A 22,935-nucleotide genomic window follows, 5' to 3' on the forward strand; every position below is an offset into this window, starting at 1 on the left:
ACTGTTCCGAGAGTCACACGGATCTGCAGGTCGCCGCGGTCGTTCCCGTCCGGTCGGGATGACAAGATGGTCCGCGAGCTCGAGACCACACGCCTGCGTATGAGGAGTTGCACGTGGCCGACACCGGCACCGCTTTCGACATCGTCGTCCTGGGCGCAGGAAGTGGTGGCTACGCTGCCGCGCTCCGTGCCGCACAGCTCGGCAAGACCGTGGCACTCGTCGAGGCCGACAAGGTCGGCGGCACCTGTCTGCACAACGGGTGCATCCCCACCAAGGCGCTGCTGCACGCCGCCGAGCTGGCGGACAACGCGCGTGAGGGAGCGCACTTCGGTGTGCACACCACGCTCGACCGCATCGACCATGGGCGGCGTGAACCAGTACAAGGACAACGTGATCGGCGGCCTCTACAAGGGCCTGCAGGGGCTCATCAAGTCCCGCAAGATCACCGTGATCGAGGGCTACGGCCGGCTCGTCGCCCAGGACACCGTCGAGGTCGACGGCACCCGCTACACCGGCCAGCACATCGTCCTCGCCACGGGCTCGTACGCGCGGTCGCTGCCCGGTCTCGAGATCGGCGGACGAGTCATCACGTCCGACCAGGCCCTCCAGCTCGACTGGGTGCCGAAGTCGGTGATCATCCTCGGCGGCGGCGTCATCGGCTCGGAGTTCGCGAGCGTGTGGAAGTCGTTCGGCGCGGACGTCACGATCATCGAGGCGCTCCCGCACCTGGTGCCCAACGAGGACGTCGCCCTGTCCAAGGCGTTCGAGCGGCAGTTCCGCAAGCGCGGCATCGCGTTCAACCTCGGCGTGCGGTTCCAGGGCGTCACACAGGACGACAACGGCGTCCACGTCTCGCTGGAGGACGGCAAGACGTTCGACGCCGACGTGCTGCTCGTCGCCGTCGGCCGCGGCCCGCGCACCGGCGGCCTCGGCTACGAGGAGCAGGGCGTCACGCTGGATCGCGGCTTCGTCATCACCGACGAGCGCCTGCACACCGGCGTGGGCAACATCTACGCCGTGGGCGACATCGTCCCGGGACTGCAGCTCGCGCACCGCGGCTTCGCCCAGGGCATCTTCGTCGCCGAGCAGATCGCCGGGCTCAACCCGCCGGTCATCGTCGAGTCGGGCATCCCGCGTGTCACCTACTCGCACCCCGAGGTCGCGTCGGTCGGGCTCACCGAGGCCGCTGCCAGGGAGGTGCACGGCGAGGACGCCGTCGAGATCCTCGAGTACAACCTCGCCGGCAACGGCAAGAGCAAGATCCTCGACACCCAGGGCTTCATCAAGCTCGTGCGCCAGAAGGACGGCCCGGTCGTCGGCGTCCACATGATCGGCGACCGCGTCGGCGAGCTCATCGGCGAGGGCCAGCTCATCGTGAACTGGGAGGCCTACCCCGAGGACGTGGCCGCCCTGGTCCACGCCCACCCGACGCAGAACGAGGCGCTCGGCGAGGCCCACCTGGCCCTCGCCGGCAAGCCGCTGCACGCCCACAACTGACCACACGATCGAAGGAGACACGCGGTCATGTCCGACAACGTGCAGCTGCCCGCTCTCGGTGAGTCCGTCACCGAGGGCACCGTCACCCGCTGGCTGAAGAACGTGGGCGACCGCGTCGAGGTCGACGAGCCCCTGCTCGAGATCTCGACCGACAAGGTCGACACCGAGATCCCGTCGCCGTTCGCCGGCGTGCTCGAGCAGATCCTGGTCCAGGAGGACGAGACCGTCGAGGTCGGCGCGTCGCTCGCCGTCATCGGCACCGGCGAGGGTGGCGGCGACGCCCCGGCGCAGGACGAGCCCGCACCCGCGGCGGCCGAGGAGCAGGCACCTGCCGAGGAGCCAGCGGCCGCGGCCGCCTCGACGCAGTCGGTCGAGGAGCACGAGGCACCCGCCGAGCAGCCGAGCGGCGCGCAGCCCGCGGCGGAGCAGGAGAGCGCCGCCCCCGCGGCGGCCGGCGAGCAGGGCGGCGAGGGCGAACGGGTCACCTTGCCCGCACTCGGCGAGTCCGTCACCGAGGGGACCGTCACGCGCTGGCTCAAGGCCGTGGGTGACAGCGTCGAGGTGGACGAGCCACTGCTCGAGATCTCGACCGACAAGGTCGACACGGAGATCCCGTCGCCCGTCGCCGGCACGGTCCAGCAGATCCTCGTCCAGGAGGACGAGACGGTCGAGGTCGGCGCCGTCCTGGCGATCATCGGCTCCGGTGCGGCGGCCGCACCTGCCGCGCAGCCCGCGGAGCCCGCGGAGCCCGCGCAGGAGGCTCCCGCACAGCAGGAGCAGGCGCCCGAGCCGCAGTCGGCACCCGAGCCCGCCGCCGAGCAGGAGGCCGCCACGCCGGCTCCGGTCGCCTCTGCGCCGGTGCCGGCACCGGTCCCGGCCCCGACCTCGGCAGCTCCCGTCGCGGCTGCTGCACCTGCCCCGTCGGCCTCAGGCAGCTACCTGACGCCGCTGGTGCGCAAGCTCGCCGCGGACAAGGGTGTCGACGTCGCCACGCTCACCGGGACCGGCGTCGGTGGTCGCATCCGCAAGGAGGACGTCCTCGAGGCCGCCGCGAAGGCAGAGGCCGCGAAGGCTGCCGCTGCCGCTCCGGCAGCCGCGCCCACGGCCGCGGCCCCTGCTGCCAAGGCGGCGTCGGTCCCGTCCGTCTCCCCGCTTCGCGGCACCACCGAGAAGGCCAGCCGGCTGCGCCAGATCATCGCCGAGCGCATGGTCGAGGCCCTGCACAGCCAGGCCCAGCTCACGACGGTGGTCGAGGTCGACGTCACCAAGGTGGCCCGCCTGCGAGCACGGGCCAAGGAGGAGTTCAAGGCTCGCGAGGGCGTCAACCTCACGTTCCTGCCGTTCTTCGTGCTCGCCGCGGTCGAGGCGCTCAAGGCCTACCCCAAGGTCAACGGGGTGCTCGAGGGCAACACGATCACGTACCACGCCCAGGAGAACGTCGGCATCGCCGTCGACACCGAGCGCGGCCTGGTCGTGCCGGTCATCCGCGAGGCCGGCGACCTCAACCTCGCGGGGCTGTCCCGCAAGATCGTCGACCTGGCGGGTCGCACGCGTGGCAACAAGGTCGGGCCGGACGAGCTCAGCGGTGCGACGTTCACCGTGACGAACACCGGCTCCGGTGGTGCCATCATCGACACGCCGATCGTCCCCGGCGGTACGTCCGCCATCCTCGGCACCGGCGCGATCGTCAAGCGCCCGGTCGTCATCCTGGACGCGGACGGGGCCGAGGTCATCGCGATCCGCTCGATGTGCTACCTGTCGCTCTCGTACGACCACCGCCTGGTCGACGGCGCGGACGCGTCCCGGTACCTGTCAGCGGTCAAGGCCCGGATCGAGGAGGGCGCGTTCGAGTCCGAGGTCGGGCTCTGACTCTCCGGTCCTGATCCCGGCTGATCTGCCGGCCCTGGTCTCCCGGCGCAGACGTGCTGGGCCGGAGCCTGGGCCACCGGACCACGACGGCCCGGGTCCCCTCGAGGGGACCCGGGCCGTCGCACACCCTAGGGTGACCGCATGCTCGTGGTCGTCGCAGGCTCGCAAGGATTCATCGGCAGCGCGCTCGTCCCGCACCTGCGGGGGGCGGGTCACGACGTCCGGGTGCTGGTCCGCCGGGAGCCGGGGTCGCCCGGCGAGATCGGGTGGGACCCCGACGCCGGACGGCTCGACCCGTCGGCGCTCCGCGAGGCGGACGCGCTCGTCAACCTCGCCGGGGTCAACCCGGGAAGCCGACCGCTGACAGAGGCGCGCAAGCGCCAGGTCCTGTCGTCCCGGCTGCGCACCACGGACCTGCTCGCCCGGACGCTCGCCGGTCTGGACGACCGCCCGCGTGCGCTGCTGCAGGCCTCGGGGATCGGTGCGTACGGCGACCGCGGCGAGGTCGAGCTCGACGAGCACGAGCCGCTCGGAACCACCTTCTTCGCCGACGTGGTCCGGCAGTGGGAGGCCGCCACGGCGCCCGCCCAGGACGCAGGGGTCCGGGTCGTGCACCTGCGCACGGGCGTCGTGCTGGGCCGCCACGGCGGGGCGCTCGGGCGGCTGCTCCCGCTGCTGCGGATCGGGCTCGGTGGTCGTCTGGGTTCGGGGCGCCAGTTCTGGCCGTGGATCACGCTGACGGACGAGGTCCGCGCCGTCGCGCACCTGCTCGATGCGCCCGTGCACGGTCCGGTGAACCTCGTGGCGCACGCGGACCGCAACGCCGACGTGGTCCACACCCTCGCGCATGCCATGCACCGCCCCGCCGTCGTGCCCGTGCCGGCGTTCGCACTGCGGACCCTGCTCGGCGACTTCTCCTCCGAGGTGCTCGGATCGATCCGGGCGGTGCCTGCCGTGCTCGACGCCAGCGGCTTCCGGCCGGACCATCCGGACCTGCGCGCGGCCGCGGAGTGGCTGGTGCCGCGGTGACGGGAGCGGACGCGCGCGACGTCATCCCGGCGCGGTGACGTCCCAGACCCGCCAGCCGTCGTCCGTCCATCGAAGGCCGAGGACGACGGTCCGGTCGGGGGCGGCCGACACAGCGGCACGCGTGGCCCCGTCGGCGGACACCTGGGTGTGCGCCGACATCGACGTGGTCACGACCACCTGCGCGTCGACGCCGGTCGAAGGGCCAGGAGGATCGACGAGCCGGGCGTCCGCGACGTGGACCGTGAGCCCTTCGGCCTGCGCTCCCGCCAGGCCCGCCAGGAGACGGCTGTCAGCCGCGAAGGCCGGACCACCGTCCACCTCGACGCCCCGCAGGGCCGCGGAGTCGGCGGAGGCCACGACGTCGGCGCGCCGCGCGCTGAGCGCGACTGCGGCGGCCACCGGGTCGGCCCGGTCGTGGATCACGTCCCGGACGGTCGTGGCGGTCGCGGGTGTCGCGCCGTCGCCCGGCCGCCACCCGTCCCGCAGGAGGAGCCCGGCGGCTGCCACCAGCACGGCGAGCACGACGGTGGCGAGGACGCCGGCAGGGACGCGGTGACGACGTCGGCGTTCCCGTCGGCGCCCGTCCTCCGAGCTGCCGCCACGGTGGCCGGCCCGGAGCAGGTCCACGGCGGCCTGCGTCCCCGCGTCCGGCATCCGCACGGCCTCCGGATCGGTCGCGCGGAAGCACACGTCGACGACCTGCGCGGCGAGCAGGTCCGGCTCGCCGAGCAGCGCCTCGAACGAGTCGCGAAGGGTCGGCCCGCCAGCCGCGGACGGCGCGAGGTGTGCGTCGGGACCTGACATCAGTCCCAGCACGGTCGCCAGCAGCCGGCGCACGTCCGCCTCGCGCGTCCCGGTCCCGACGATCACCGCACGCAGGTCCGTCAGCACCGGGCGCCCGTCGGACTGCACCACCACGGTCGCCGCGTCGACGGCGCCGTGCGCCAGCCCCGCGTCGTGCAGCGCGGCCAGTGCACCGGCGACCGGGATGGTCACGGTGACCGCCTCGCCGTCGCACAGCGGGGCCCTGGCGGCACGGAGCTCGTGGAGCGTCGGGCCCACGACGTGCTCCACGACGAGCCCGACACGGCCCGGTGACAGCTCGACCACGTCGTGGAGGCGGCTCAGGTGGTCGTGGCGGAGGGCCCGCAGGCGGGCGACCCGGGCCCGCATGACGTCGTCGAGGGCAGTCGCGAGAACGTGCACCTCGATGGCACCGTCCGAGCCGTCGACCGGTCGGGCGACGAATCCCGAGCCGTCAGGGCCTGCGGTGCCGACAACCCGGTAGCCGGCGCCGGCCAGCACGGTCGCGACGTCGCCCGGCACGAGATAGCGGTCCATGACCGCCATCGAACCCGAACCGCGGTGAGGACGACGGCGTCGTCCACAGGCTCAGAGCCGCACGACCCTGCCCTCGGCCGCGGACGTGCGTGCCGCGTCGAGGACCCGGGCGGTCCGGAGCGCGTCGACCGGGTCGACCGGTGCGGGCCCGCCGTCGACGACCCACCGCACGACGGCGGGGTACACGTCATGGTGGCCGCCCGTCGGCATCGGCACGGCCTCGCGCTGCGCACCGCGGACCAGCCAGCCTTCGTGGACCGGTTCGCCCGGCCGGCGCCCTTCCTCATAGGCGTCGTCGAGGGCGGCGAACGGTGTCGGCTCGCCCTCGAAGCTCGTCACCAGGTACGCGGCCCGCTCTCCGAGCACCCGGGTGCGCGGCCCGGGAGCACCCGTGAGCGCGCCCGCCTGCAGGTGGCTGATGACGCCCGGACCGTCGTCCGAGGCGTGCACCAGGGCGAGGAACACGTCGTCGACCGCGGGGGTCGTACGCGCAGCCAGCTCCGCGTACACGGACACGACAGGACCGAAGAGCTGGACGGCGGAGTCGACGAGGTGGGCACCGAGGTCGAGCAGGAGTCCGCCCGCCTCCGGGTCGTTCTCCTTCCAGCGGTCCTGCGGCTGAGGGCGGAACCGTTCCCAGCGGCGCTCGAACCGGTGGACCCGGCCGAGCGCACCGCCCTGGATCAGCCCGAGGAGCGCGAGCTGCTCGGGGTCCCAGCGGCGGTTCTGGAACACGGTCAGCCGGTCACCGGCGCGGACCGAGGCGTCGACGAGGCTCGACGCCTCCGCCGACGTGGTGGCGAGCGGCTTGTCGACGATCACGTGCACCCCGGCCTCCAGCGCGGCGAGCACGTGTGCGACGTGCTCGCCCGTGGGGCTCGCGATCACGACCAGGTCGAGCTCACCGGCGCGCTCCAGGAGGGCGGGCACGTCGGGCACCACGCCCGCTCCTGGCCAGTCCGCCTCGACCTGTGACGCCCGGCTGCGGGTGACCACGTGGGTCACCCGCTGCCCGGCCTGCCGCAGCAGGCGGGAGTGGATCCCGCGCCCCGCTCCCCCGTACCCGACCAGCCCGACGCGCAACGACTCCATGCGCTCACTCTAGGGAGGCGGCCGCTGCCCGGGCGGGTGGCTGCACGGGCCGTCCCAGGCTGCTCGGCCACCACGTGTGCCGGTCGAGCTCGTGCACCAGGGCGGGGACGAGCAACGAGCGGACGACGAGCGTGTCGAGCAGCACGCCGAACGCCACGATGAACGCGAGCTGCGCGAGGAACAGCAACGGGATCACGCCGAGGGCCGCGAAGGTGGTGGCGAGGACCACCCCTGCCGACGTGATGACACCACCGGTGACGGCGAGCCCCCGGACCACGCCCGCCCGCGTGCCCAGCCGGATCGACTCCTCACGGACGCGCGTCATGAGGAAGATCGAGTAGTCGACGCCGAGCGCCACGAGGAACACGAAGGCGTACAGCGGCACCACCGGATCCGCGGCCGGGTAGCCCAGCACGTGCTCGAACACCACCGCGGAGACGCCGAGGGCGGCCGCGAACGAGAGCACGTTCGCCACGAGCAGGACGAGTGCGGCGGTGACGGCCCGCAGCAACAGCATCAGGATGACGACGATGACGAGCAGAACGGTGGGCACGATCACCCGCAGGTCCCGCTCGGACGCCTGCTGGCTGTCGAGCGTCTCGGCCGCTGCCCCGCCGACGAGCGCGTCGGCTGCCACGCCGTGCACGGCCGTGCGGACGTCGTCGACCGTGGCCACCGCCTCCTGGGAGTCCGACGGCGCGCTCGTCGTCACGTCGAGGCGGACGCGGCCGTCGACGACCTTCGGCGGCCGGTTGTCGGTGGCGCCCGGCGCCCCTCCGACGCCCGTGTAGGGCGCGACGGCGTCGACCCCGTCCACCGCCTGCACCGCGTCCAGCACGGCTCCGGCGTCGGGCTCGTCGACGACGACGATCACCGGCTGGACGCCACCCGCCGGGAAGTGGTCACTGAGCACCTCCTCGCCCGCGACGGCGTCGACGGGGGTGAGGAACACGTCCGCCTGGTTGGTGCCTCCGGCGTCGAGCGTCGGCAGGAACGCAGCACCGAGGCACAGGGCCAGCGCGGTGACGATCCAGACCGGGCGGGCACGCCGGCCGACGAAGGAGGCGAGCCGGCCCCAGACCCCCGCCGGCACGGCGGCCGGATCTGCCGCAGGCTCGTCCGGGACCGGGTGCGGCGCCCGGGGCCAGAACAGCGCGCGGGACCGCCGCCCGCCCACGAGCAGCATCGCCGGCAGCAGCGTCAGCACGGCGAGGAACGCGGAGGTGATGCCGATGGCGGCGACCGGCCCGAGGCTGCGGTTCGACCCCAGGTCGGACAGCAGCAGGCACAGGACGCCCGCCACGACCGTGCCGGCACTCGCCGCGAGGGGTTCGAGGCACGCCCGCCACGCCCGTCCCATCGCCTCCGGGGGCGACTCGACGTGCCGCAGCTCCTCCCGGTACCTGGCGACCAGGAGCAACGCGTAGTCGACGGACGCACCCACCACCAGGATCGACAGGATCCCCTGCGCCTGGCCGTTCAGGGTGAGCACCCCGTGCAGCGCGAGCTGGTAGATGACCAGCCCTGCGAGGCAGAGCGCGAACACGGCCGTGAAGATCACGAGGAAGGGCAGGAACGGCGAGCGGTAGACGATGACGAGGATGAGCAGCACCGCGCCGAGCGCGACGAGCAGCAGGACGCCGTCGATCCCACCGAACGCGGTCACCAGGTCGGCGACGAACCCGGCGGGGCCGGTGACCCAGGCCTGCAGCCCTTGCTCACCGGCCGAGGTGGCGGTCGCGCCGAGATCGGCGGCCAGGGAGTCCCGGAGCGAGAGGACGAACGCGTTGGTCACGCGCTGGTCGTCACCGACCAGGTCGCTCGCCCGGGACGCGTCGAGCGAGAAGGCGACGAGGAGCGCCTGCCCGTCCTCCGAGGGGATCACGACGGGCTGCCCCACGAGGTAGTCCTGCCACGTGCCCGACGAGCCCGCCGGCAATGACGTCGACGGCGCGTCCTGTGCCCACTGCTCGACGGCGGCGGTCTGCTCGGGGGTGACGTCCGAGCCGTCCGCGGGCTGCAGCACGACGAGCGCGGGTAGCGTCTGCGTGTCGACGAAGCCCTTGCTCGCCTCGGCGGCGCGGGTCGACTCGGCGGACGACGGCAGGAACGCGGCGGCGTCGTTCGTCTGCACCTGGGACAGCTTCCCCTGGGCCATGCCCCCGGCGGACGCGATCCCGAGCCAGACCAGCAGCACCACGGCGATGACGACGGACCGGACCACCGGACGATTACTCAGCATGCTGAGTATTGTGTGGCTGTCAGTGGTACCCGTCAAACGGAGAGGACGGACGGTGGAGCAGGACAGCGTGCCGCGGACGGACCGGGGAGATCGGACGCCCGACGGCATCGGCACGGCCTCGACGGACCCCGCGTCGCCCGACCCGACGTCCACGGACCCGGCGCACTGGCCGGTCGGACGCCTGCTGTCCGCCGCGGCTCGTCGCGTCGAGCGGGACTGGGACACCCATCTGGCCGGGTGGGACCTCAACCACGCGAGCCAGCCGGCACTCATCCATCTGGTCCGGTCGCCGCTGTCCCAGCGGGAGCTGGCGGCCAGGTGCGGCGTGACGGAGCAGACGATGAGCAAGGTCGTCGCGCGGCTCGAACGCACCGGCTACGCGACGCGCTCCCGCCACTCGGACGATCGTCGACGCCACGTCGTCAGCATCACCGACGCGGGCCGTCGGGCCCTCGTCGACGCCTCCGACCGTGCGCTCGCCGAGCAGCTGGTGACGCGCGGGCTGACCCCTGCCCAGGTCGACCAGCTCCGAACCCTGCTCGCGGTCGTCGCCCGGCCCGACGGCTCCGCCGGGTTAGCCTGACCGCATGCGGTTCGACGAGCTCGACCTCGGCACACGGCATCTGCCCTACGAGCCGACCTGGCAGCTGCAGCGCGAGGTCCACGCGGCCGTCGCCGCCGGCCAGCAGGAGGACACGGTGCTGCTGGTCGAGCACGAGAGCGTCTACACGGCGGGTCGTCGCACCGCGACCTGGGACCGGCCGGTCGACGGGACGCCGGTCGTCGATGTGGACCGCGGCGGCCGCATCACCTGGCACGGCCCCGGTCAGCTCGTGGGCTACCCCATCGTCCGGCTCTCGGCACCGATCGACGTGGTGCGCTACGTCCGCGCGCTCGAGGAGGCGGTCATCCGCACCTGCGCGGACCTCGGCCTGCGCGCCGAGCGGGTCGAGGGCCGCAGCGGGGTGTGGTTCCCTGCGGACGAGCCCGGCGACGCTCGTGCCCGGCGCGCCCGTAAGGTCGCCGCGATCGGCGTCCGGGTGTCTCGTGCCGTGACGATGCACGGGTTCGCCCTGAACTGCGACGCGGACCTGTCGGCGTTCGACCGGATCGTGCCGTGCGGCATCGCGGACGCCGACGTGACGTCCCTGACCGTCGAGACCGGCCGGCACGTGACCGTCGCGGAGGTCACGCCGCTGGTGCGCGGCCACCTCGTCGCGGTGCTCGCCCCGCTCCTCGCCGCCGGGAGCACCGCCCTGGTCTGACCATGTCGCTCGCCTGCGGCCGGCCCGTGCGGTCAGACCGTCGGGGCCGGGTGTGGCAGACGGTCGGCCACCGACACCGCCCAGGCCCGCACGTCGTCGAAGTCCCGGAAGTCACCCGCCGGCGCGCTCGTCAGCGCGACGAGCGCGCGCTCGCTCAGGTCGAGGCCCACGCGGTCCAGCCGACCGACGAAGCACCTCGGGTCCGCGACACCGGCGTGTCGCGCCACGACGTCCACGTCGTCGGGCACGGTCGGCGGCATCGGCGGGTCCCCGACCGGTCCTGACCAGAACAGCCACACCGGCATGGACCGCAGCTGGGCGCCCTGCCGCTCGACGAGGTCCCGCAGGGCCACCGCCAGACGGCCGACGTAGACCGCTGATCCGAGCACCACCGCGTCGTAGTCGGCCACGTGCTCGACGTCGTCCGGCTCGACCTCGTCGACCGCGTGGCCGGCCTCCCGCAGGACTGTCGCCACCTCCGCGCCGATCTCGCGCGTCGAGCCGTGCCGCGACGCCACTGTCATCAGCACACGCATCGTCGTCCCCTCCCCCTTGTGTCCGATCTGACCACGCTCGTCCCTGAACTGGCCCCGCGCGCGGGACCGAGGTCCCAGGTCTGTGACGTGCACCTCGCGGCCGACCACGCGGCGGGCACCGGGTTACGCTGGCCGACGTGACGATCGCACCCGAGGGCCGACGGATGCTCCGCGTCGAGGCCCGCAACGCCGAGACGCCGATCGAGAAGAAGCCGGAGTGGATCCGCACCCGCGCGACCATGGGCCCCGAGTACTCGGAGCTCAAGGGCCTCGTGAAGCGCGAGGGTCTGCACACGGTCTGCGAGGAAGCCGGCTGTCCCAACATCTTCGAGTGCTGGGAGGACCGCGAGGCGACCTTCCTCATCGGCGGTGACCAGTGCACGCGGCGGTGCGACTTCTGCCAGATCGACACGGGCAAGCCCGCCGACTTCGACGCCGACGAGCCGCGCCGCGTCGCCGCCTCGGTGCAGGCGATGGGCCTGAAGTACGCGACCGTGACGGGCGTCGCGCGCGACGACCTGCCCGACGGCGGCGCCTGGCTCTACGCCGAGACGGTGCGCCAGATCCACGCGGTCAACCCCGGGACGGGCGTCGAGCTGCTCATCCCGGACTTCAACGCCACGCCCGACCTGCTCGACGAGGTGTTCTCCTCCCGTCCCGAGGTGCTCGCCCACAACCTCGAGACCGTCCCCCGGATCTTCAAGACGATCCGGCCGGGCTTCCGGTACGACCGCTCGCTGTCGGTGCTCACCCGGGCCCGGGAGCAGGGGCTCGTGACCAAGTCGAACCTCATCCTCGGCATGGGCGAGACCCTCGACGAGGCGAAGTCCGCGCTGGCCGACCTCGTCGAGGCAGGCTGCGACCTCGTGACGATCACCCAGTACCTGCGGCCGTCGGTCCGGCACCACCCCGTCTCCCGCTGGGTGCGGCCCGAGGAGTTCGTCGAGCTCTCGGTGCACGCGGAGGAGCTGGGCTTCCTCGGCGTCATGTCGGGACCGCTCGTGCGGTCGTCCTACCGGGCCGGAAGGTTGTGGGGGCAGGCCATGCGACGACGTGGTCTGCCGATCCCCGAGGCGCTCGCGCACCTGGGCGAGCCCACCACGTCCCGTCAGGAGGCGGCGAGCCTGCTGGCGCGCTGAGCCACCGCGCACACTCGGTAGACTCCCGGGTCATGGCCCGTGACTCCTCCGCATCCGCCGGCACACCCGCCGGTACGCCCGCCGGCACCCCGGGCAAGGTGAAGAAGACCCGCTGGTACCACCAGGTGTGGCAGGCGTACCAGATGACCCGGAAGAACGATCCCGCGGTCACCTGGATCCTGCTGGCGATCTTCTTCGGCATCGTCGTGGTGGGCCTCATCGTCGGTCTCCTGGTCGGCCACTGGCTGTACGTGCTCATCCTCAGCCTGCCGTTCGCGCTCCTCGCTGCGCTGTTCGTCCTGGCCCGCCGCGCCGAGACCGCCGCGTACACGCAGATCGAGGGTCAGCCGGGGGCCTCACGAGCCGCCCTGGGAACCATCCGGCGCGGCTGGACGTTCGGTGACGAGCCCGTCGCCGTCGACCCTCGCACACAGGACCTCGTGTTCCGCGGGGTGGGCCGTCCGGGCGTGGTGCTGATCGGCGAGGGGCCTGCCCCGCGTGTCGGGAAGCTGCTCGAGCAGGAGCGCAAGCGGACGGCGCGCGTGATCTCGGGCGCCCCGATCACGCTGATCCAGGTCGGCGACGGTGAGGGCCAAGTCGCCCTGCGCAAGCTCCCCCGCGCCGTCCAGAAGCTGCGCCCCCAGCTGACCAAGCAGGAGGTCGCCGAGGTGAGCAAGCGGCTCAACGCGCTCGGCGGGGTGCGGCTGCCGGTGCCGAAGGGCGTCGACCCGATGCGCGCCCGTCCTGACCGCAAGGGCATGCGCGGCCGCTGACGTCGGGCCTGCCCCCCGGCTCTCCCCACCCGCTAGGTTGTCGACGACACGACACCGACCGGCATGGGGGCATGAGGTGGCGGACCACCGCTGGAACCACAACACGCACTACCACCGACTGGCAGTGCGCTACGCCGAGACGGCCCGGTCCGCGCTGGACGTCGGCTGCGGCGAAGGCCATCTGACGCGAGAGCTGCACGCCGCCGGCACCCCTCGGGTGACCGGGGTGGACGCCGACGCGTCCCAGGTCGACCGCGCCCGCGCCGAGGCCCGCGCACTGAGGGTCGGCGAACCTGCGCTGCGCTACCTCGTGGGCGACGTGCTCGACACCCCCACGGACGAGCAGTTCGACCTGGTCACGTGCTACGCCACGCTGCACCATCTCGACCTCGATGCCGGTCTGCGGCGCCTCGCGGCGCTGACGGCTCCCGGTGGACACCTGGTGGTCGTCGGCCTCGCGGGCGTCCGGACGCCGTCAGACGTCGCTCTCAGCGTCGCCGCCCTCCCCGTGGCGGCCGTCGTGGACCGCACCCGCGGCGTCTGGGACCACGGGGCACCGATGGCGCAGCCCGCGCACGGGTACGGCGACGTGCGTCGCCTGGCCCGTGACGTCCTGCCGGGCGTCCGCTGGCGGCGGCACCTCTACTGGCGGTACAGCCTGGTGTGGACGGCCCCTCGCGGGTGAGGTCGCCCGGACGTCAGCGGCGGACGATGGCGGTGCCGGCGACACGGTCGTGCAGGCCTCTGCCGTCGCCGTCCCACACCACGGCGGGCACGACGAGGACCAGCAGCGCGGTGCGCACGATCGCGGCGAGGAGGGTCGGCGGGACCGGGGGCGCGTCCTCGACCGGCGGCACCACGACACGGCGGACGTGCATGCCCAGGAGACGGTGGCCCAGGGTGTTGCCGACCGTGCCGACGAGCAGCACGTTCTCGAGCGCGAAGATGCCCAGGGTAGCCATCGGGTCCCCCTGCGACAGGAAGAAGCCGGACGCGCCGTCCGCGGGGACGAACGCCGCCGAGATCGCCAGGCACGCGACCCAGTCGATCGCCAGCGCGACGACCCGGCGACCGAGCGGCGCGCGTGAGCCCGGTCCGTCCGCCGGAAGTCCGAGCCGGGCTCCGCGGTGCGCCGCGCCGGACGACGGCGTCCCGCCCTCGAGCCACGACCCCATGTCCTCGCGTGATGTCACCGATCAAGCGTAGGACGCGCACGACACCCGGACGTCCGCTCAGGAGTTCGCACGATCGTTACACCAGCACCCGCCTCGTAACACGCCGGAAACAATTGGTACACGGGAGAGAAACGGGGCCGTCCTAGCGTCACCTGTGCCCGCCCCGGGCACCCCCGACCGAGGAGCAGCGGATGTTCAGCAAGCCCGAGGAAGTCCTGGCCTTCATCAAGAGCGACGACGTCAAGTTCATCGACGTGCGGTTCTGCGACCTGCCCGGCGTCATGCAGCACTTCAACGTGCCGGCAGGCTCGGTCGACGAGGCGTTCTTCACCGAGGGCCAGATGTTCGACGGGTCGTCGATCCGCGGCTTCCAGGCGATCCACGAGTCGGACATGAAGCTGATCCCGGACGTGACGACGGCCTACGTCGACCCGTTCCGCGTGGAGAAGACGCTGAACATCAACTTCCACATCGTCGACCCGTACACCGACGAGCCGTACAGCCGCGACCCCCGTCAGGTCGCCGCCAAGGCCGAGGCGTACCTGCGCTCGACGGGCATCGCGGACACGGCGTTCTTCGCCCCCGAGGCCGAGTTCTACATCTTCGACGACGTCCGCTTCGAGACGAAGCAGAACGCGTCGTACTACTACATCGACTCCATCGAGGCCGCCTGGAACACGGGTCGCGTCGAGGAGGGTGGCAACCTCGGCCACAAGACGCCCTACAAGGGCGGCTACTTCCCCGTCCCGCCGGTCGACCACTTCGCCGACCTGCGTGACCAGATCTCGCTGCAGCTCGACGCCCTCGGTCTCGAGGTCGAGCGCGCCCACCACGAGGTCGGCACCGCCGGCCAGGCCGAGATCAACTACCGCTTCGACACGCTCGCCAAGTCGGCCGACAAGGTGCAGCTGTTCAAGTACGTCGTGAAGAACATCGCCCACGCCGCGGGCAAGACCGCGACGTTCATGCCGAAGCCGCTGTTCGGCGACAACGGCTCGGGCATGCACGTGCACCAGTCCCTGTGGAAGAACGGCGAGCCGCTCTTCTTCGACGAGAAGGGCTACGGCGGCCTGTCCGACATGGCGCGCTGGTACATCGGCGGCCTGCTCAAGCACGCGCCGTCGCTGCTCGCCTTCACGAACCCGACGGTGAACTCCTACCACCGCCTGGTCCCGGGCTTCGAGGCCCCCGTCAACCTGGTCTACTCGGCCCGCAACCGCTCCGCGTGCATCCGCATCCCGGTCACCGGTTCCAACCCGAAGGCCAAGCGCATCGAGTTCCGCGTGCCGGACCCGTCGTCCAACCCGTACCTCGCGTTCGCCGCCATGCTGATGGCCGGCCTCGACGGCATCCAGAACCGCATCGAGCCGCCGGAGCCGGTCGACAAGGACCTCTACGAGCTGCCCCCCGAGGAGCACGCCCTCATCCAGCAGGTCCCGGGCTCGCTGTCCGAGGTGCTCGACAACCTCGAGGCCGACCACGACTTCCTCACCGCGGGGAACGTCTTCACGCCGGACCTCATCTCGACCTGGATCGACTACAAGCGGTCCGCCGAGGTCGACCCGATCCGGCTGCGCCCGCACCCGCACGAGTTCGAGCTCTACTTCGACGTGTGACAGATGGGGGGCCTCTCACCTGCGGCGACGCTGTCACGAGACCCCCTCAGTCCGCATCTGGTCCGCACGGGCCGTCATCGCTGCTCCGATGGCGGCCCGTGTGCTTTCCTCGGTGTCCGGCCACAGGTGCGTGTACGTGTTGAGCGTCGTCGTCGCGGACGCGTGCCGGAGCCGCGCCTGGACGACCTTCACGTCCGCGCCCGACGCGATCAAGAGCGAGGCGTACAGGTGCCTGAGATCGTGAAATCGAAACGCAGCCGGTAGCACCCGCGCACGCGCAGCCGCGATGTCGCGCTCGTCCGCGCTGCGATTGTCGGCGAGGTCCGCCGCTACGGCCGCGAGCGCCACCCGCGCAGACCGGACCGCCCGCTCGATCTGCCACGGCCCGACCTGCTCCCCCGTCGGCTGCTCGACGATCCACGTCCGCTGGTCCGCGCCGGCCGCAAGCGCGAGCGCGAGCTCTGCCGGGATCGGGATGGGCGTCCGTGAGGTCTCTGTCTTGAGCGGGTCGGCCGGGTACTGAACTGCGGGGCTGACGATGCCGCGCATGAAGTCGACGTCGACCACCCGTAGCCCGCACGCCTCGGCCGTCCGCAGGCCCGCGAAGGCGCCCAGGAGGATCGCCGCGCGCAGGTGCTCGGGAACGACGTCGTGGAGCGCCCAGAGCTGCTCCACGGTGGCGACGTACGGCCGCTGCTTGCCTGCGCCCGGCGACGTGCGCCGAGAGCACGGGTTCCGCGGGATGACGCCATCGTGCACCGCGTCGGACATGATCTGCGAGAGTCGCGCGTGCAGGGCGTAGACGTAGGAGTCGGCCGCTCCCTCGGCCTTGAGCTTGGAGCACCACGACTTCACCGCGGAGGGCTTCACGTCCGCCAGGCGCATGGGCCCGAACGTCTCGACGATCTTGGCGACGTGGACCTCTGCCTGCCGCACTGTCGACCGGCGGCGGGTGCCGTAACCCTCGAGCCACGAGCTGCACCACGCCTCGACGGTGGTCCTGGCTGTCTGCGGGTCGACGTAGTCGCCGCGGACGACGCTGGCCGTGACCGTGTTGAGCCACTGCTGGCCGTCGACCTTGCGGTCGAAGTGCCGGGAGTGCTCCTTGCCGGCGGCGTCGCGGTAGCGGGCGCGCCACTTGCCGTCCGGGCGCTTCGTGATGCTAGCCATCGTTGCCATCTCCCATGTCGAGTCGTGCCTCGCGAGCTCGCTTCACATAGAGCGACGCGGTCGACTCGGCGAGCCCGAAGTGCTCTCGAACCGCAAGCGTCGGCTTCCCCGTCGGGAGGTTCTCGCGGTACACCTCTGCGACCTCGGCCAGGAGCTCCGGCGTGACCTTTCGCCGCAGCTGACGTCGGACACCGCGGATGGCCCGCTTGTCGTCTGCGAGCTGGATCGCAACGGCCCGCTCGAGTGCGTCCGTGACCTCCTCAAGCGAGTCTCCGATCGCGAAGCCGGTCCTGAACGAGGCTGCTAGCCACGCCGACTCGACGACGTCCTCAAGGGACCGCATCCGTCGCAAGTCCGAGGACCAGATCTCTCTACCGTCGGGCCGTCGCCGAACGTGAACGGCCTCGATCCTGACCCGCTTCTGATCGTCATGGCCGCACTCGATCACGTAGATCGGCGCAGCGGGATCGTTCGGCGTCTCGACGTAGGAGAAGCGCTCGGGCACGGCGGTGCCGTTCGGGCTCTCGACCTTCGGACCGCTGTACGAGTACGCGACGAACGCTGTTCCACCGGCGACCGCGATCGGCCGCTCGTAGTGATCGGGGTACTTCTGGAACTGACTCCGCACACCCATCCCTCCATCCAACCGGGCGTCTATATAGAGGGATGTTAGAGGTCTACTCCACGTAGTGTCAACGGTGAACCGCGGCGGACGCGGTCGGGTGGAAGGGGCATGCAGTGGCTACTCGGTTCATGACCACGGCGGAGGTCGCGGAGCAGTTGCACACGCCGGTCGAGACCGTTCGGTACTGGCGGCACATCGGGAAGGGCCCCAAGAGCTTCAAGGTCGGCCGACGCGTCCTGTACGCAGTCGACGATTGGGAGGCCTGGTTGGAGGACGTCCGCGCCGGTCGGGTCGCCTAGATGGGAGTGGTGGCGACACAGAGAACGGCCCCCGTCCCGGCGAAGGACGAGGGCCGCAACGATCAGGTGGGCGCCGGATCACTCCCCATCGTATCGGCGGCGGTCGGCGAAGGGCCGGAGTTGACGCCAACCGAGGTCTGCCGCGTGATCCGCGACCGCCTCGCGGTACTCGTCCTGACCAAGCGGCCGGACGGGAGCATCCTCACGCGCTCGTTCGTGAACATCGGCTCAGCCGATCGGGCTGTGGAACGCGCCGTGGCTCGCGGTTGTGCAGCCACGGTCGTCCTCGTTCGGCAGGACGTCGCCCCGCTCGTTGGCGGTGACCCCCGTGGCTGACCCCCTGGACTGGTACGAAGCAGGCATAGTCCACGGCATCGCGATCGGACGCCAGCAGGTCGAGGACGAGTGGCGCGGACGTATGGAGGTCTCCGCGGCCGTGGCCCGCATGGTCGCCGGAGCAGTCCCGTATGCCGAGTTGTGCGACCGCCGTGGTGAGCACGATCGGGCCGACCGTCAGCGGACGATCCTGCGAGATCGCGGGGTGGCCGCATGAGTGGCACGCCTCAGATCCGTAGCGGCGCCTGGCTCGACGAGCAGACCTTCCCGGCGCTCTCGTGGGCCGTTCCCGGGATCATCCCCGAGGGATTCGGCCTGTTCACCGGGCCCCCCAAGGTGGGCAAGTCCTGGGCGACGCTCGACATCGTCCTCGCCGTCGCGGCGGGCGGCGACGCACTAGGAAGCGTGCCTGTGGGTGATCCCCGACCGGTGCTACTGCTCGCGCTCGAGGACGGAGACCGGCGCCTCCAGAGCCGGTGCCGCAAGCTGCTCGGAACCGAGCCCATCCCCAACCTGCTCGACTACGCCACGAACGCGACGCCGGGCGACATCATCCCGCTCATCGAGGGATGGCTGGACGAACACCCGGACACCCGCCCGCTTGTCGTCCTCGACACGCTCGGGAAGGTGTCGCCGCCGGCGCAGCCCGGGGAGAGCGCCTACGCCCGCGACTACCGCATCGGAGGCGCTCTCAAGCGGCTCACGGACGCCCACCCCGGAGCGGCTCTGCTCGTCGTGCACCACGTGCGCAAGGCCACCTCGGACGACTGGATGGACTCGACCAGCGGTACGAACGGCCTCAACGGAGCGGCCGACTTCACCGTGTCTCTCTCCCGGTCGCGCAACGACACGGACGGCGTCCTGCGCGTTACCGGCCGCGACGTCCCCGAGGGTGAGTACGCCCTGACCGTCAGCGACGGATCATGGCGGATCCAGGGTAGCTCACTCGCCGACGCCGCCCTCGCCGCCCAGCAGGCGAAGGCCACCGAGGGGTTGAGCGACCGCTCCGCGGACATCATCGAGTTCGTCGGACGCCATCCGGACGGAGTCGGACCCAGTGCCGTGGCGGAGGCCGTCGGGATCACGGCGAAGGCGGCGAGCACGTACCTGGGTCGTCTGGTCGGAAGCGACCGGATCCGAAACCCGAGCCGTGGGCTCTACATCCCTGTGGGGAGTGTGGGGGTGTGGGCATCTGACGTCACCGAAACCCACACCCCCACGGAAACCACACCCACATCACACGCCTGCGACGAGTGCGGCGAGCCGCTCGACGGCCCGGGCTTCACCTCGCGGTGCCGGGTGCTCCACGGGGAGGCGGCATGACCGACGACCAGCGACGTGCGGACAAGGCCGAGCTCGAGGCCTACCTCCGAGGGCTCGACGACAACGGCCTCCGGATCCCCTGCCGACTGGGGCCAGCGGACACGACCGCCTGCTGGACGTCGGACGACCCCGCCCAGCAGGAGTACGCCGCCCGTCGCTGCGTGCCCTGCCAGGCCGTAGCCGAGTGCCGCGCCTACGGCCTGGCCCACCGCGACGAGGTCGGCGTGTACGGCGGCCTCACAGATGCCGAACGTCATCCGAAGGTCGGCCGGCCGAAGAAGGGAGAGGCGGCATGAACACCACCACTCGCCCCGAGATCATCGACGAGCACGGCGTCACCCACCGACCCGGCTGCAATCTCCCCGGCTGGACTTCCGCTCCCGCCTCACTGCGCGGCTGGCACGTGCTGCGCTGCCCCGAGTGTGGCGCTGTGCGTCTCGTCCGGGGACGGGAGGTGACCACGTGAATGCGCCCGCGACGGTTCGTCTCCTCGGGCGCCCGGACGCACTCGACCGCGTCGCGTTCGTATCGCTGCCCGACGCAGAGCTTGAGGACATCCGGGTCCGGTTCCGCCCCTCTGGCGTCCGCGCCTGGCGCTGTGAAGCCTGCGGGCGCTTTCCAGATCCCTCCTGCCCCCATGCCCGAGCCGTAGCCGACGCGCTCACTACCGAGAGGACGAAGCCATGACCGACGACCTGCCCCAGCTCACGCAGGAGGACGTCACCCTCCTGCGTCGTGAGGGCCGAGACGACGAGATAGTCGCCGCGAAGGCCGCTGGCCGCCTCAATGCGCTGCTCGGCATGCCCCTGCCGTTCGCCTCAGACCACCTCTACACACTCGACGACCTCCAGCAGCTTCACCGAGACCACCAGTACGAGCAGATCGCCGAGCTCCGCCAGACCGGACGACTCGAACACCTCTTCAACCCCGAAGGAGCCTGACCATGCTGGACGCCACCACGGTCCCCGCCATCGAAGCCGCGTGCGAGCAGTTCGACGTGACAGTCCCCAAGGCCGTCATCGCCGCGAAGGCGACGCAGGCCGAGGCAGACCGCCTCGTGGCCGAGATCAACTCGGAGGCCGAGCCCTCGCTCGAGACCCTCACGGCCAAGACTGTCCGCTCGACCCACACCGCGATGGTCGCCCGACTCACGAACGCCGACCGCGCCCGGGCCGCCGAGGCCATCAAAGTCCGGGCCGACTACCTCGTGCTGGAGGCGTGGACCACAGCCGGCGCGGACCTCCTCCAGGCGTTCCGTAAGCCGTTCGATACGGCGGCGACAGACTACCGTGCCGCGCTTGACGTCCTCGCCTACAACACGGACTTCGAGTGGTCGAACGTCACCCACCTCGACGACGACCGCCGCGCCCTCACCGACGCCGCGAGCCGACTCGAGAAGCTCGCCGCCCTCCGCCACGCTCTGGCGGCGACCGTGCCCCCCGTAGACACCGGGCTCGGCGGGGGAAACGGAATGCCCACCCTGAACCGCCACGGTCGCTACCTCACGTTCCCCGACCTGAACACGGCGATGAACGTCCTCAACGCTCGGACGGCCGGCACGAAGCTCTACTCGGCTGAGTGGTGGGCCCGCGTGGCACGAACGCCCGGAATCGTCATCACCTGGCGCACGCCCAACGAGCAGCAGACGTTGAGCTCCTTCGCTAGGTCGGGTGTCAACGCGTGAACGGCGACGCCGAAACCCGGGTCTCACAGCCCCCTCCTGGGACCCCCTGCCCCCCGGGGAGCGGACACCGAAGAGGTGCGGATGATGCCGCCGCGTGCAATGCACCTTCAGGAAGCGAGGTGCGGCCATGAGCGCCGACTTCGAGGGCCTGGGGGCCGGTGGGCGCGAGCTCGTCGACTCGATCGTCGCGCAGATGGCGACGGACAACCTGGTGCCGGATGCGCGCGAGACGGCGCTCCTGCTCACGGCTGGCGAGCTCCGGGACCGAATGGACGACCTCGCGGCAGCGATCGAGGAGGACGGCCTGCGGGTCGTGTCGTCCACCGGGGTCGTGCGGCTGCACCCAGCGGCCGGCGAGCTCCGGCAACACGCTGTAGCGCTGTCCAGGGTCCTCTCTGGGGTGGCAATGAGTGAGCTCGGCGCCGGGAAGTCGGCCAGGCACGTCCGCGCCGCTCAGACGCGCTGGGCTCGGCAGGATGGTCGTAGTGGCTAGGCGCGCGCCGGTGGTAGCCGAGTCGCCGGTCGACGACCGCGCTGCCGTCGTTGCGTACCTTCGCGACCGGGCAGCCCATTTCGCCCGACACGAAGACGACTACGGCGGCATCCGGTTCCGCTCTCCCCACGGACGAGCCGCAGACGCGATCGAGGGCGCCGAGGTCCAGCCGTTCCAGGCGTGGCTCGTGCCGGTGGCGCTCCGACGCGAACGCGGCATCGCGTTCGGCTCGTGGGTCGCGTTTGACGAAGCCGGGCGGCTCGTTCCGGCACCGCCGTAGATCGGCCCACTTCGCCGGTGACGTCCGATACGATCCGGCGCCATGGGCCTCGAGGAGTTGGCGCCGTTCTCCAGCCTCGGCGAGCCCCCATGGTCGGGGAACCAGCTGCGCGCACTCGGCAAGGCCATTCGGGACGGCGCTCCTGACCCGCCGGCCGGTCCCAGCTACAACGCGGTGATGGTCTGGTACGACGACCTTGCGGCATGCGTACAGCAGGCCCTGCGCGGCCTCGACTGGGAGAGTCTCCTCTCTGGACGTGATGCGCCACGGATCACTTCGCGCCCCAAGACGATCGACACGCTCCGCGAGAAACTTCAACGGTTCCCCGACGGTCCACTGGGCAGGGTCCAGGACGTGGCCGGCGTCCGGTTCGAGTGCGACATGACCCTGGAAGAGCAGGACATCGTCGCGGCGGCGATCGCAGCGGCATTCGGCGACGAGCCCGCCGCCATCGATGACATCCGCAAGAAGCCGCACGCAGGCTACCGGGCGGTGCACGTGAAGCTTGTCTTGCCTCAGGGCAGGGTCGAAGTGCAGGTACGGACCCGGCTTCAAGGCGCGTGGGCGAACGCCTACGAGGCTGCCGCAGACGCGGTCGGCAGATCGATCAGGTACAGCGATGACCTCCCTGCCGATCCGAGCGCACGGGTACTCGTGCAGCGCCTGCGGGCCATCTCGGTGGACTGTGCCGGGATCGAGCGCGCACGACAAGAGCTCTTCGAGGTCGAGACGAACCTCGAGAGTGCCGATGTAGAGAACGCGGACCCCGCGCTGGTTGCACAACTTCACGCTCGGGTCAGTGCACTGAAGACGGAGCTTGCCGCCAGAGAGGCGAGGTACACCGAGATGCTGGGTGAGATTGAGGCGAGATTCCGGGCACTGGCGAGTGGCAAGGCATAGGGTGACCGACATGGCTGGTTTCGTGATCGTGTACAACCGTCGCACCGGCGCTGCGGATGTAACCGAGTTTCCCGCGGCGGACGGCCATCGGGCGGCGTTGCAGTACCGGCTCAAGCTTGAGGTGGAGCGGGAGGATGCCGACGTGGAGATCGTGTCGCTCGCCAGTGACTCGATCGAAACGGTGCGCAGCACTCACTCGCGCTACTTCAAGCGCGACCTCGCACAGTTGTAGCCCATCCATACGACGAGGC

25 protein-coding genes and 1 pseudogene are annotated in these 22,935 nt (G+C 71.4%); 19 read left to right on the top strand and 7 right to left on the bottom strand.

The features are described 5' to 3' along the window. Positions 1-113 precede the first annotated feature (113 nt). From lpdA to ACVW07_RS03155, 3 genes and pseudogenes are all read left to right on the top strand, one after another. Positions 114-1,497: pseudogene (gene lpdA, locus ACVW07_RS03145) on the top strand (dihydrolipoyl dehydrogenase). A gap of 27 nt (positions 1,498-1,524) precedes the next feature. Beyond that, positions 1,525-3,366: a 2-oxoglutarate dehydrogenase, E2 component, dihydrolipoamide succinyltransferase gene (gene sucB, locus ACVW07_RS03150; RefSeq protein WP_456817826.1), complete on the top strand. Its 1,842-nt coding sequence runs from the start codon at positions 1,525-1,527 to the stop codon at positions 3,364-3,366. A 141-nt stretch (positions 3,367-3,507) separates the two neighbouring features. Further along, positions 3,508-4,395 carry a TIGR01777 family oxidoreductase gene (locus ACVW07_RS03155; RefSeq protein WP_456817827.1) on the top strand — a complete coding sequence of 296 codons (888 nt, stop codon included), beginning with the start codon at positions 3,508-3,510 and terminating at the stop codon, positions 4,393-4,395. 21 nt (positions 4,396-4,416) lie between these two features. On the opposite strand, the gene ACVW07_RS03160 is transcribed toward ACVW07_RS03155, so the two are convergent. Genes ACVW07_RS03160 through ACVW07_RS03170 form a run of 3 tightly spaced genes read right to left on the bottom strand, consistent with a single transcriptional unit; the run spans position 4,417 to position 9,070 of the window. Next, positions 4,417-5,736, bottom strand: coding sequence for a hypothetical protein (locus tag ACVW07_RS03160; RefSeq protein ID WP_456817828.1), 1,320 nt, complete (start codon positions 5,734-5,736; stop codon positions 4,417-4,419). A 51-nt stretch (positions 5,737-5,787) separates the two neighbouring features. Beyond that, positions 5,788-6,828 carry a Gfo/Idh/MocA family protein gene (locus tag ACVW07_RS03165; RefSeq protein WP_456817829.1) on the bottom strand — a complete coding sequence of 347 codons (1,041 nt, stop codon included), beginning with the start codon at positions 6,826-6,828 and terminating at the stop codon, positions 5,788-5,790. A 4-nt stretch (positions 6,829-6,832) separates the two neighbouring features. Further along, positions 6,833-9,070: an MMPL family transporter gene (locus ACVW07_RS03170; protein ID WP_456817830.1), complete on the bottom strand. Its 2,238-nt coding sequence runs from the start codon at positions 9,068-9,070 to the stop codon at positions 6,833-6,835. Positions 9,071-9,122: 52 nt separating this feature from the next. Between ACVW07_RS03170 and ACVW07_RS03175 the strand changes: the two genes are divergently transcribed. Together ACVW07_RS03175 and lipB are read left to right on the top strand one after the other, a co-directional pair. After that, a complete protein-coding gene (locus tag ACVW07_RS03175; RefSeq protein ID WP_456817831.1) occupies positions 9,123-9,653 on the top strand; it encodes a MarR family winged helix-turn-helix transcriptional regulator in 531 nt (176 codons plus the stop codon). 4 nt (positions 9,654-9,657) lie between these two features. Continuing rightward, complete coding sequence (gene lipB, locus ACVW07_RS03180; protein WP_456817832.1) at positions 9,658-10,335, top strand: lipoyl(octanoyl) transferase LipB; 678 nt, start codon at positions 9,658-9,660, stop codon at positions 10,333-10,335. Positions 10,336-10,367: 32 nt separating this feature from the next. Here the strand turns inward: lipB and ACVW07_RS03185 are convergent, their stop codons facing one another. Beyond that, positions 10,368-10,871, bottom strand: coding sequence for a flavodoxin domain-containing protein (locus tag ACVW07_RS03185; RefSeq protein WP_456817833.1), 504 nt, complete (start codon positions 10,869-10,871; stop codon positions 10,368-10,370). Between the two features lie 137 nt (positions 10,872-11,008). Here ACVW07_RS03185 and lipA point away from each other — a divergent pair, with 137 nt between their 5' ends. From lipA to ACVW07_RS03200, 3 genes are all read left to right on the top strand, one after another. Continuing rightward, positions 11,009-12,010: a lipoyl synthase gene (gene lipA, locus ACVW07_RS03190; RefSeq protein ID WP_456817834.1), complete on the top strand. Its 1,002-nt coding sequence runs from the start codon at positions 11,009-11,011 to the stop codon at positions 12,008-12,010. A 32-nt stretch (positions 12,011-12,042) separates the two neighbouring features. Further along, a complete protein-coding gene (locus ACVW07_RS03195) occupies positions 12,043-12,783 on the top strand; it encodes a DUF4191 domain-containing protein (protein ID WP_456817835.1) in 741 nt (246 codons plus the stop codon). Between the two features lie 76 nt (positions 12,784-12,859). Beyond that, a complete protein-coding gene (locus ACVW07_RS03200; protein ID WP_456817836.1) occupies positions 12,860-13,468 on the top strand; it encodes a class I SAM-dependent methyltransferase in 609 nt (202 codons plus the stop codon). 13 nt (positions 13,469-13,481) lie between these two features. Here ACVW07_RS03200 and ACVW07_RS03205 read toward each other — a convergent pair whose 3' ends face one another. Further along, a complete protein-coding gene (locus tag ACVW07_RS03205) occupies positions 13,482-13,976 on the bottom strand; it encodes an RDD family protein (protein WP_456817837.1) in 495 nt (164 codons plus the stop codon). Between the two features lie 173 nt (positions 13,977-14,149). On the opposite strand from ACVW07_RS03205, the gene glnA reads away from it, so the two are divergent. Then, a complete protein-coding gene (gene glnA / locus ACVW07_RS03210; protein ID WP_456817838.1) occupies positions 14,150-15,574 on the top strand; it encodes a type I glutamate--ammonia ligase in 1,425 nt (474 codons plus the stop codon). 33 nt (positions 15,575-15,607) lie between these two features. Here glnA and ACVW07_RS03215 read toward each other — a convergent pair whose 3' ends face one another. Both ACVW07_RS03215 and ACVW07_RS03220 read right to left on the bottom strand, forming a co-directional pair. Further along, positions 15,608-16,744: a site-specific integrase gene (locus ACVW07_RS03215; RefSeq protein WP_456817839.1), complete on the bottom strand. Its 1,137-nt coding sequence runs from the start codon at positions 16,742-16,744 to the stop codon at positions 15,608-15,610. Beyond that, complete coding sequence (locus ACVW07_RS03220; protein ID WP_456817840.1) at positions 16,737-17,372, bottom strand: hypothetical protein; 636 nt, start codon at positions 17,370-17,372, stop codon at positions 16,737-16,739. Before ACVW07_RS03220 ends, ACVW07_RS03215 begins: the two co-directional genes overlap by 8 nt. Before the next feature lie 125 nt (positions 17,373-17,497). Between ACVW07_RS03220 and ACVW07_RS03225 the strand changes: the two genes are divergently transcribed. The 10 genes from ACVW07_RS03225 to ACVW07_RS03270 all read left to right on the top strand — a co-directional run bounded on the left by ACVW07_RS03225 (position 17,498) and on the right by ACVW07_RS03270 (position 22,916). Beyond that, entirely contained in the window at positions 17,498-17,668 is a 171-nt protein-coding gene (locus ACVW07_RS03225) for a helix-turn-helix domain-containing protein (RefSeq protein WP_456817841.1), read from the top strand. Positions 17,669-17,996: 328 nt separating this feature from the next. Continuing rightward, a complete protein-coding gene (locus tag ACVW07_RS03230; RefSeq protein WP_456817842.1) occupies positions 17,997-18,221 on the top strand; it encodes a hypothetical protein in 225 nt (74 codons plus the stop codon). Beyond that, positions 18,218-19,327 (top strand): AAA family ATPase, encoded by a 1,110-nt coding sequence (locus ACVW07_RS03235; RefSeq protein WP_456817843.1) that lies wholly within the window; start codon positions 18,218-18,220, stop codon positions 19,325-19,327. Before ACVW07_RS03230 ends, ACVW07_RS03235 begins: the two co-directional genes overlap by 4 nt. Then, positions 19,324-19,623 (top strand): WhiB family transcriptional regulator, encoded by a 300-nt coding sequence (locus ACVW07_RS03240; RefSeq protein WP_456817844.1) that lies wholly within the window; start codon positions 19,324-19,326, stop codon positions 19,621-19,623. Before ACVW07_RS03235 ends, ACVW07_RS03240 begins: the two co-directional genes overlap by 4 nt. Before the next feature lie 387 nt (positions 19,624-20,010). Then, the gene (locus ACVW07_RS03245) at positions 20,011-20,268 is read left to right on the top strand and encodes a hypothetical protein (protein WP_456817845.1); all 258 of its coding nucleotides are present in this window, start codon (positions 20,011-20,013) and stop codon (positions 20,266-20,268) included. A 2-nt stretch (positions 20,269-20,270) separates the two neighbouring features. Further along, entirely contained in the window at positions 20,271-21,011 is a 741-nt protein-coding gene (locus ACVW07_RS03250; RefSeq protein WP_456817846.1) for a hypothetical protein, read from the top strand. Between the two features lie 127 nt (positions 21,012-21,138). Continuing rightward, the gene (locus tag ACVW07_RS03255) at positions 21,139-21,504 is read left to right on the top strand and encodes a hypothetical protein (protein WP_456817847.1); all 366 of its coding nucleotides are present in this window, start codon (positions 21,139-21,141) and stop codon (positions 21,502-21,504) included. Beyond that, positions 21,488-21,784, top strand: a complete 297-nt coding sequence (locus ACVW07_RS03260) for a hypothetical protein (RefSeq protein WP_456817848.1) — start codon at positions 21,488-21,490, stop codon at positions 21,782-21,784. The genes ACVW07_RS03255 and ACVW07_RS03260 overlap by 17 nt, the downstream gene beginning before the upstream one ends. Before the next feature lie 42 nt (positions 21,785-21,826). Next, positions 21,827-22,684 (top strand): hypothetical protein, encoded by an 858-nt coding sequence (locus ACVW07_RS03265; RefSeq protein WP_456817849.1) that lies wholly within the window; start codon positions 21,827-21,829, stop codon positions 22,682-22,684. A 10-nt stretch (positions 22,685-22,694) separates the two neighbouring features. Continuing rightward, positions 22,695-22,916: a hypothetical protein gene (locus tag ACVW07_RS03270; RefSeq protein ID WP_456817850.1), complete on the top strand. Its 222-nt coding sequence runs from the start codon at positions 22,695-22,697 to the stop codon at positions 22,914-22,916. Positions 22,917-22,935 lie beyond the last annotated feature (19 nt).

It is taken from the genome of Cellulomonas sp. URHB0016, from assembly GCF_054057935.1.